This is a genomic window from Oceanimonas marisflavi (assembly GCF_003049725.1).
Lineage (GTDB): Bacteria > Pseudomonadota > Gammaproteobacteria > Enterobacterales > Aeromonadaceae > Oceanimonas > Oceanimonas marisflavi.
On sequence record NZ_QAGM01000039.1, the window covers coordinates 1 to 8,914 of the forward strand.

The following is an 8,914-nucleotide window of genomic DNA, read 5'->3' on the forward strand; positions in this document are numbered from 1 at the left end:
CTCATTTGCTTGGCTGGAGAAGTGTCGGAGGCTGTGGAAGAACTGCGAGCGCAAGCTCAATACGAGCTTGCAGTTCATCCACTTGGCATTTTTGGTTTTGCTATTACGGAGATCGTAAACAGGTTCTTAAAACCGGCACCTGAATGACGGGCCAGCCGCTGTTGCCAGTTGTGCTTCATACGACCCAGCAGGTAGTGCTGATACAGGCGCGACAAACCCTGGTCGATGCGCTCGGCGCAGGCTGCCAGCATAAGGGGCGCCGAGACCACCACGGCGGTGCACAGCGGGTTGCGCGGGTGGAAAGCCAGATAATTAATCAGCATATTGCCGCCCAGTGAATAGCCGATGGCGGCCATGGGCCGGCCGGGAAAGCGCTGGCGCAGAGTGTTGAGCACAAAGGACGGATCTTCAATGGCGCCGGAATGGTAGGCCCGCAGCAGCCGGTTGGGTTCACCGCTGCAGCCGCGAAAGTGCATCAGCACCGGCTGCCAGCCCTGAGCATGCAGTGCCGCCATCATGCCCTGCACATAATGAGACTGCACACAGCCTTCCAGGCCGTGAAACAGCACCACCAGCGGGCGTTGTGCATCCTGTAACGGTGTGGCCCAGGCCAGATCCACAAAGTCACCGTCGGGCAGCTCCAGCCGCTCGCTCCTGAATGGCTGGCGAGTACGGTGCAGGTAACGGGCCAGTATGGTCTGCAGGTGTGGGTTACGGGCCCACCAGGGAGGCCGGAATTGGCTTGGGTATATCATGGTGTCCTGAGCCGGAATATCGACCCGGTTAAAATACTGGGCGGCGGCGATAAAATCGAGTAAAACAAAGGGATCACGAGGTTTCAGTCTATCAATTATGGATATAGCCCTGCTCGGCCCGGTGGCCGGATTCGCCCTGGCGGCCTGCGGTACGCCCGGCCCCAATAACATGTTACTGGCCAGCTCCGGCACCCGCTGCGGTTACCTGGCCTCACTCAGGCTGCTGCTGGGCATTATGCTCGGCCTGCAGGGACTGTTGCTGCTGACCGCGCTCGGACTGGGGCGGCTGTTTGAACTGTGGCCGGCGCTGCAGTGGGGACTGAAACTGGCCGGCAGCGGCTATTTGCTGTGGCTGGCCTGGCGCATTGCCATGGCGCCACCACCCGGTGCCGGTGAACATCAGATGAGCTGGAGGCAGGGGGCGCTGTTTCAGTTTCTCAACCCCAAGTCCTGGCTGATGGCGGTATCGGCAATCAGTGGCTTTACCCTGGCCGGCGAGCAGTATTGGCCCTCGGCCTGGATTGTGCTGGCTGTGTTTCTGTTTTTTGGCCTGGTCACCGGCCACCTCTGGACCCTGATTGGCATGCGGGTGCGCCGCTGGTTGCGCACCGAGACCGACTGGCGGCGTTTTAATATGGTGATGGGCGTACTGACGGCGGCCTGCGTGGCCATGATCTGGTACTGATTTGTGGTTAACCGTTAGAGTTTGGACGCAAAGGGTGTAAAATCTGGCCGGTTTTTTGTCTTCGATCCAGGGCTTTCATGGTTTCTGACACAGATTTGTTTAAAGATATTCGACCCTACCGGGATGACGAGGTCGCGGGTGCTATTGAGCGCCTGATTGCCGACGATGAGTTTATCGGCGCCATTGCACGCTATCGCTTTTCTGCGCTGTCCCGCCTGGGCGGTGGCCTGGTGAAACGGCTGATCCGGCTCTACCTTGGCTGGCGCTGGCGCCATGTGAACAGCGTGCAGCAAGTGCAGCTGGAAGTGGCCAAATTTATGGAAAAGATGATTTCCAGCACCACGGCGGGGGTGACCTACTCCGGGCTGGAGCACCTGAACTCCAGCACCGGTTACCTGTTTATTTCCAATCACAGGGACATTGCTCTCGACCCGGCTTTTGTCAACTGGGGGCTCTATACCCACAATATGGACACGGTGCGCATCGCCATCGGCGACAACCTGCTGCGTAAACCCTGCTCCACCGAGCTGATGAAGCTCAACAAGAGTTTTATCGTCAAGCGCTCCGCCAAAGGGCCGCGGGAAATGATGAAGGCCTTCAGCGAGCTGTCCGCCTACCTGCGGCACTCCCTCGACGACGGTCATTCCATCTGGATTGCCCAGAAGGAAGGGCGGGCCAAGGACGGGGACGACAAGACGGATCCGGCCATTCTCAAAATGTTCTATATGGAAGGCAAGCGGCAGAAAATTCCCTTCAGCGACTATATTCGCAGTCTGAATCTGGTGCCGGTGTCCATTTCCTATGAGTACGATCCCGGTGATGTGGCCAAGGCTCGGGAACTGCATGCCAAGGAAACTCATGGTGCTTATGAGAAGAGCGAGTTCGAGGACATTCAAAGCATAGTGCAGGGTATTACCGGTCAGAAGGGCCGGGTTCATGTGGCTTTTGGCCGTCCTCTGACCGGTGAGTTCGACAACGCCGACGAGCTGGCCCGGGCGGTGGATCGGGAAATTCATGCCAACTACCACCTGTTTCCCAGCAACCTGCTGGCGGCAGGTCAGACTGCCGAGGTGGATGCGGGTGTCCGCCAGGATTTTGAGCAGCGCATGAGTCTGGTTCCTGCCGAGTTGCGTGAACGGGTGCTGGCCATGTATGCCCGGCCGGTGCTGAACAAGGGGTAAAGGCTGGATCCCCGCCTGATAACGGCCAGCCGGCTGAGCGGACTGCGGGTATTTGCCGTGGCCGCCCGCCATGGCAGTTACTCCGCCGCCGCCACCGAGTTGTGCGTGACCCAGGCGGCGGTCAGTCAGCAAATCCGCAACCTTGAAGCTTCTCTCGGTTGCCGGCTGTTTGTGCGCCGGGGCGCCGGTATGGTGCTTACGGGCGAGGGAAGAACACTATTGCCCTTTGCCGAGCAGGGGCTGGCCATGCTGGAGCGCGGTTTAAACCAGCTGATGCAGCCCGCCGCCGGGCCGCTGCAGCTCAGCGTGCTGCCGTCACTGGCGGCGCGCTGGCTGATGCCAAGGCTGTGGCGCTTTGCCGAATGTCATCCTCACCTTGAACTGCGTCTGCACCCCAGCCAGCAGCTGGCCGACTTTTCCGGCGGCGAGGTCGATCTGGCCATTCGCTATGGCGAAGGCAACTACCCGGGGTTAGAAAGCGAGTGGCTGATGAGCGACACCGCCTTTCCGGTGTGTGCGCCGGTGCTGGCACCCCGGTTACGGGAAGTTCCAGACCTGATCAGCCTGCCTCTGGTGGCCGGTCCGGAATACGCCGGCGTAAGCTGGGCCAACTGGCTGGCCCTGAGTGGCAATGAGCACATATTGCCCCGCTGCCGCCAGCTCACCGTGGACGACGGCAACCTGGGGCTGGAGATGGTGCTGGCGGGGCAGGGGGTGGCGCTCAGCCGCTCTGTGCTGGTGGCGGATCTGCTGCGTCAGGGCCGGCTGTGCCGGCCCTTTGCCACCGAACTCACGCCCAAACACCGCTATTATCTGGTGTGGCATCCCGACTCCCCCCGCCTCAATGACATTGCCATGGTACGTGACTGGTTAAAGCAGGAAGCGCTTCAAGACCGGGAATAGGGATTGGGGACTGGAGCAGGCGGTCGCTTGCTGAGTTTTGAGCCCACGAAGCAGCAGTGCGGCTGCGCTCCGCCGACACGCTCCAAGTACTTCCATGTAACGCTCGAAAATGCCATCCATGGCATTTTATGGTCGGCTCCGGCAATCCCCACTGCTGCTTCGGTCAACATCGGCGTTGTCTGCGTGTTGTCAGTCAGCTCCGAGTATTCTTAGGAGGGCAAAGGGTGTCTGCTTCGCCGTGCCCTTCGCGTCAGGGATGACGCGACGGAGCGTACATGGATGTATTTACAGCGTGCCGGAGAAGCAGTGCGCTTTGACCGACGGTAGTGCACTGCTTCGCAAACGATTAGTTTATTTCAGCCATTCCAGGGTAAAGCCGGCCTGGTTGTCCTGAGCCAGGGTCTGGCTTAATGCGGGCAGCAGCTCAGCGAGCTTTTCATCCAGCTTCCAGGGCGGGTTGAGCACTATCATGCCGGAGCCATGCATGCCAAAGTCATCGGCCTGGGCCTGCACCCTCAGCTCGGCGCACAGCACTTGCTCGAACCCCACATTGGCCAGGGCGGTTTTCAGCCCTTCGCTGCGATCCACGGCCTTGGCCAGCAGCGGGTACCAGATGGCGTAAATACCGATGGGCCAGCGCTTGTGGGCTTTTTTGAGGGTATCGGCCACCCGCCGGTAGTCTTCCTTCAGCTCATAGGGCGGATCGATCAGCACCAGGCCCCGCTTGGGCGTGGGGGGCAACAGGCCCACCAGGCCTTCAAAACCGTCTCTGTGATGAATGGCCACGCCATCCCGGCCCAGGTTCTGGCGCAGCAGCTCCACCTCGTTGTGGTGCAGCTCCATCAGGGTGAGTCTGTCCTGGGGGCGCTGAAAATGGGCCGCCACCAGGGGCGAGCCCGGATAGTGCTCCAGCGCCTCGCCCGAGTTCATGGCGCGAATGGCATCGAAATAGCCGGCCAGTTGCGGCCACTTTTGCTGCTCGTGCCAGAGCCGGGCAATGCCGCCCTGATATTCCGCCTTTTTCTGGGTCCACTCGTGGCTCAGGGTATAGCCGCCGGCACCGGAGTGAGTGTCGATATAGCTGTAGCCCTTGTCCTTGGCGCACAGCGACTCAAGAATAAAGGCCTGCACCGCGTGTTTGAGTACGTCGGCGTGATTGCCGGCGTGAAAGGCGTGACGATAACTAAGCATGAAAATGTCTCTTAACCGGCGAGTTTAAGCTGCCACAGCGGCCCGTCGGCCACCTGCAGCGAGTTGAGATAAGCAAGCAGGGCACCGCTGCCCGGGCGCGGTGGAGTGGTGCTCAATACCGTCAGCAGCTCTTGCTGCTGCCAGCGTTCCAGCTCCAGCTCGTGTTGCAGCAGCCGGGCGTAGTCGTCGCCGCCGAGTCCGGGCTTGAGCCGCCGGCGCAGGGCGCGCCAGTGGGCAAACAGCTCTCGGCGGCTTTCAAGCACCGGCCAAAAGGGCGCCAGGTCTACGGTCAGGCCCCGCTGTTCCAGCAGCAACAGCAGCAGCAGCAGGTTGACGTTGGCGCCGTGTTCGTCCTGTAGCTGAAGGCAGGCGGTGGCCACTCCGGGGCGACCGTAGTGTTGCTCGCTGAACCGCCACAGCGCATCGGCGTCGATCATGACTGCTCCAGGGTTTCCAGCTGCTCCTGCAGCTCCAGCCATTCCATCTCCGCCTCGGCCAGCTGTTGCTGCAGCGGGCTCTGATCCTTCAGCAGCTGCTGCAACCGGGCCTTGTGCTCGGCGGCGTAAATATCCGGATCTGCCAGCTGCTGTTCAATGCCGGCCAGTTGCTGCTGGCAGCGCTCCATGTCCTTTTCCAGCTTGGTGATGGCCTTGCGCAGGGGCTGGGTCTGCTGGCGCAGCTCGGCCTGACGGCGTTTTTCCGCCTTGCGCGCCTGGGCCGAGTTGTCCCCGGCTGCGGTCGTGTCGGCGGGCTGTTCCGTCTTGTCCTGCTCGGTCAGCCACTGGTGGTAGTCGTCGAGATCGCCGTCAAAGGGCTCAACCTTGCCACTGTCGACCAGATAGAACTCGTCGGTGGTGGCGCGCAGCAGGTGACGGTCGTGAGACACTATCACCATGGCGCCCTCAAAGGCCTGCAGCGCCAGGGTAAGCGCCTCGCGCATGTCCAGATCCAGGTGGTTGGTGGGCTCATCCAGCAGCAGCAGATTGGGCTTCTGATAGACGATAAGCGCCAGTACCAGCCGGGCTTTTTCGCCGCCGGAAAAGGGGCCTACCGGCTCTTTCACCTTGTCGCCGTGAAAATCGAAACCACCCAGGTAATCCCGCAGGCTCTGCTCGGTGGCTTTGGGAGCGAGCCGGGCCAGGTGGGTGAGGGCCGACTCCTGAGGGTGCAGGCTTTCCAGCTGGTGCTGGGCAAAATACCCCAGGGCCACGCCTCTGCTGGCTTCCAGCTTGCCGTGCAGCGGCGTCAGCTCGCCCGCCAGCAGCTTGATAAAGGTGGATTTGCCGGCACCGTTGCGGCCCAGCAGGCCGATGCGTGAGCCGGGCACCAGATTGAGTTTGATGTTGGACAGAATTTCCCGGTCGCCGTAACCGGCGGCCAGTTTTTCCATGGCGATCAGCGGCACCGGCAGGCTGGCGGGGGGGCGAAAGCTGAAGCTGAACGGTGAGTCGACGTGGGCGGGCAGAATGCGCTCCATCTTCTCCATGGCCTTGAGCCGGCTCTGGGCCTGCTTGGCCTTGCTGGCCTTGTAGCGAAAGCGGTCCACATAGCTCTGCATATGGCTCATCGCCCGCTGCTGTTTTTCATACAGCGACTGCTGCAGCGCCAGCTGTTCGGCACGCATGCGTTCAAAGTCGGAGTAGTTGCCGGTATATTCGTTGAGCTGGCTGTTTTCGATATGAATAATGCGGCCCACCACGGCGTCGAGAAAGTCCCGGTCGTGGGAGATCAAAATCAGGGTGCCGTCATAGCTTTTCAGCCAGCGCTCCAGCCAGATCACCGCATCCAGATCCAGGTGGTTGGTGGGCTCATCGAGCAGCAGCAGATCGGATCGGCAGATCAGCGCCTGGGCCAGGTTGAGTCGCATGCGCCAGCCACCGGAGAAGTCGCTGACCGGCCGGGTGTGGGCGTCGTTGGCGAACCCCAGGCCGTGCAGCAGCGCCGCGGCCCTGGCGTGAATATGGTAACCGCCGTGGGTTTCGAGCCTGCCGTGCAGCTCGGCCATGGCAATGCCGTCGTGGCGGGTCTCGGCGGTTTCAAGCTCCCGGCACAGGCGGCGGTATTCCCGATCGCCGTCGATCACGTAGTCGAGGGCGGAGCAGTCCAGCGCCGGGGTTTCCTGAGCCACGCTGGCCAGCTGCCAGTCGGCGGGCAGGCCGAACTGGCCGCTGTCGACGGTGAGTTCGCCCTTGAGCAGGGCAAACAGGGTGGACTTGCCGCAGCCGTTCTTGCCCACCAGGCCGACCTTCTGGCCGCCGTGAATGGTGGCGCTGGCGTCTTTCAACAGGGGGCGGCCGCCCCGAAGCAATTCAATCTGGCTGAGGGTGATCATAGAAACCCGACATTAATGCAAAAGCGCTATTTTACCCGGTTTTGCCCCCGGTATGACAGGGGCTTCCCAGCCAGTGGCGGCAATCCTGCTCGAACTGGGGAAAGGAGGCAAAGCCATGGGCCCGGGCGAGGGCATCCGGGTCTGCGGCCCCGGACAGCTCCCGCAGCATCTGCAGCAGGGCATACTGGCGCCGCCAGTTGTCGGCGTCGCAGCCAAACAATGCCCTGAAAGCCTGTTGCTCGTCATCGGCAAGGGAAAAACCGGCCGGATTGGCCGCCACCCGGGCGGGCAGATCTGTCATCGACTCAAACGGCAATAGCTGTTGGACCGGCAGCTCGTCATGCAGGGCCCGGCACAGCCGGCCGTAAGCTCCCTGCCAGGCCTGCTCTCCCTGCCAGCCGGCCAGTTTGCCGGCAATGGCCGCCAGCAGCGCGCTGGGCTGAAAGCGACCGGCCTGCCCGGGCTGGGGCAGCCGGCAGGAGAGCTCGATGCGGCTGACCCGGCTGTCCGCCAGGGCGTGCCAGGCAAACAGGGTGCCGGCAGGCAGAAAGGCGGCTTCATTCGTGGTCAACGGAAAATGCTGACGACCGAGCTGCAGCAGCCCCGAACCTTGGTGTACCAGCAACAGCACTCCCTTGATAGGACGGCGGCGTTTGCCGGGGGTTAAGTGAGGCAGATCGAAAAGCTGATGATGAATGCTGTAATGGGCGCTTGCGGTCATTGTGGTTGGTTCGTTTTTGGCGGAGAATTTTAAAGAATGAGCAATTGTACAGGATCCCCTTTAATGGAAACCCGTCGCAGAAAACGGTTTATTGCCGGTGCCGTCTGTCCGAAATGCCAGTCGGCGGACACCATGATGCTGTATATGGAGCATGGTGTCGAGAAGGTCGAGTGCGTGCACTGCGGTCATCACCAAAGCCAGACCGAGCAGCAGGTGGAATCTGCCGGCAGTGGCGACATTATTGGTGTGTTCCGGCCCGAGTGAGACCATTACCCCTGCTTTTTGTATGCTTTTCGGGCGACCGGTCACCCGTGGGTTGGTGGGCGAAGGCTTTCGGGCTAGACTGCTCCCCGGCAGAGCCCAAGTTCCATTCCCTGTGTTTTCTTGAATTCTGCCGCCAAATGGCCCTTCGGGGCCATTTTTAATATGACAGCCTTGCGTTTCATCCCGCCTTCCCATCATGTATTCTATGAGCCACCATTTTGAAGCAGGGCCAATCCCATGAAAGTATCCGACAATGCAGTGGTAACACTGGACTTCACCGTGACCAACGCCGATGGCGAAATCCTGGACTCCACCGAAAACAAGCAGCCGCTGCAATACCTGCACGGTACCGGCTTTCTGGTGACCGGTCTTGAAACCGAACTCAACGGCAAGGTGGTCGGCGAAGACTTCGAGGTGACCCTGAGTCCGGATCAGGCTTACGGTGACTACGACGAAGCCCTGGTGCAGTCGGTGCCCGGCGAGCTGTTCGACGGCATGGAAGTGGCCGAAGGCGACACCTTTGTGGCCGAGACCGATGACGGTCATCGCCCGGTGACCATTCTGGAAGTGGCCGAAGAGTACGTAAAAGTGGACGGCAACCACCCGCTGGCGGGCATGACCCTGTCTTTCAGGGGCGTGGTGCGCGAAGTGCGCGAGGCCACCGAGGAAGAGCTGGCCCACGGCCATGTGCACGGCGAACATGATCACGACCATGATCATGAGCACGGCGGCGGCTGCTGCGGTCACCACCACTAAGAACCTGTTTACGATCTCCGTAATAGCAAAACCAAAAATGCCAAGTGGATGAACTGCAAGCTCGTATTGAGCTTGCGCTCGCAGTTCTTCCACAGCCTCCGACACTTCTCCAGCCAAGCAAATGAG

General features: G+C 61.0%; 10 protein-coding genes and 2 pseudogenes. 6 read left to right on the forward strand and 6 right to left on the reverse strand.

The features are described 5' to 3' along the window. Positions 1-118 (forward strand): annotated as a pseudogene (locus DA373_RS15580) (IS5/IS1182 family transposase); the annotation flags it as partial. On the opposite strand, the gene DA373_RS15585 reads toward DA373_RS15580, so the two are convergent. Beyond that, entirely contained in the window at positions 75-755 is a 681-nt protein-coding gene (locus tag DA373_RS15585; protein WP_107853198.1) for a YheT family hydrolase, read from the reverse strand. The pseudogene DA373_RS15580 and the gene DA373_RS15585 overlap by 44 nt on opposite strands. Positions 756-852: 97 nt before the next feature. Here DA373_RS15585 and DA373_RS15590 point away from each other — a divergent pair, with 97 nt between their 5' ends. The 3 genes from DA373_RS15590 to DA373_RS15600 all read left to right on the forward strand — a co-directional run bounded on the left by DA373_RS15590 (position 853) and on the right by DA373_RS15600 (position 3,524). Next, entirely contained in the window at positions 853-1,440 is a 588-nt protein-coding gene (locus DA373_RS15590; RefSeq protein ID WP_107853199.1) for a LysE family translocator, read from the forward strand. Between the two features lie 77 nt (positions 1,441-1,517). Further along, positions 1,518-2,621: a 1-acyl-sn-glycerol-3-phosphate acyltransferase gene (locus DA373_RS15595; RefSeq protein WP_107853200.1), complete on the forward strand. Its 1,104-nt coding sequence runs from the start codon at positions 1,518-1,520 to the stop codon at positions 2,619-2,621. 42 nt (positions 2,622-2,663) lie between these two features. Further along, a complete protein-coding gene (locus DA373_RS15600) occupies positions 2,664-3,524 on the forward strand; it encodes a LysR substrate-binding domain-containing protein (RefSeq protein ID WP_269801431.1) in 861 nt (286 codons plus the stop codon). 351 nt (positions 3,525-3,875) lie between these two features. Here the strand turns inward: DA373_RS15600 and DA373_RS15605 are convergent, their stop codons facing one another. The 4 genes from DA373_RS15605 to DA373_RS15620 are packed head-to-tail and all read right to left on the reverse strand — an operon-like array spanning position 3,876 to position 7,768. After that, a complete protein-coding gene (locus DA373_RS15605; protein ID WP_107853202.1) occupies positions 3,876-4,715 on the reverse strand; it encodes a 23S rRNA (adenine(2030)-N(6))-methyltransferase RlmJ in 840 nt (279 codons plus the stop codon). Between the two features lie 11 nt (positions 4,716-4,726). After that, positions 4,727-5,152 (reverse strand): TIGR02444 family protein, encoded by a 426-nt coding sequence (locus tag DA373_RS15610; protein ID WP_107853203.1) that lies wholly within the window; start codon positions 5,150-5,152, stop codon positions 4,727-4,729. Further along, positions 5,149-7,047, reverse strand: coding sequence for an ABC transporter ATP-binding protein (locus DA373_RS15615; RefSeq protein ID WP_107853204.1), 1,899 nt, complete (start codon positions 7,045-7,047; stop codon positions 5,149-5,151). The genes DA373_RS15610 and DA373_RS15615 overlap by 4 nt, the downstream gene beginning before the upstream one ends. A gap of 31 nt (positions 7,048-7,078) precedes the next feature. Next, the gene (locus DA373_RS15620; protein ID WP_107853205.1) at positions 7,079-7,768 is read right to left on the reverse strand and encodes a hypothetical protein; all 690 of its coding nucleotides are present in this window, start codon (positions 7,766-7,768) and stop codon (positions 7,079-7,081) included. A gap of 63 nt (positions 7,769-7,831) precedes the next feature. Between DA373_RS15620 and DA373_RS15625 the strand changes: the two genes are divergently transcribed. Both DA373_RS15625 and slyD read left to right on the forward strand, forming a co-directional pair. Continuing rightward, a complete protein-coding gene (locus DA373_RS15625) occupies positions 7,832-8,032 on the forward strand; it encodes a YheV family putative zinc ribbon protein (RefSeq protein WP_107853206.1) in 201 nt (66 codons plus the stop codon). A gap of 237 nt (positions 8,033-8,269) precedes the next feature. After that, on the forward strand, positions 8,270-8,788 hold the full coding sequence (slyD, locus tag DA373_RS15630) for a peptidylprolyl isomerase (protein ID WP_107853207.1): 519 nt from the start codon (positions 8,270-8,272) through the stop codon (positions 8,786-8,788). A gap of 8 nt (positions 8,789-8,796) precedes the next feature. Here slyD and DA373_RS15635 read toward each other — a convergent pair. After that, positions 8,797-8,914: pseudogene (locus DA373_RS15635) on the reverse strand (IS5/IS1182 family transposase); the annotation flags it as partial.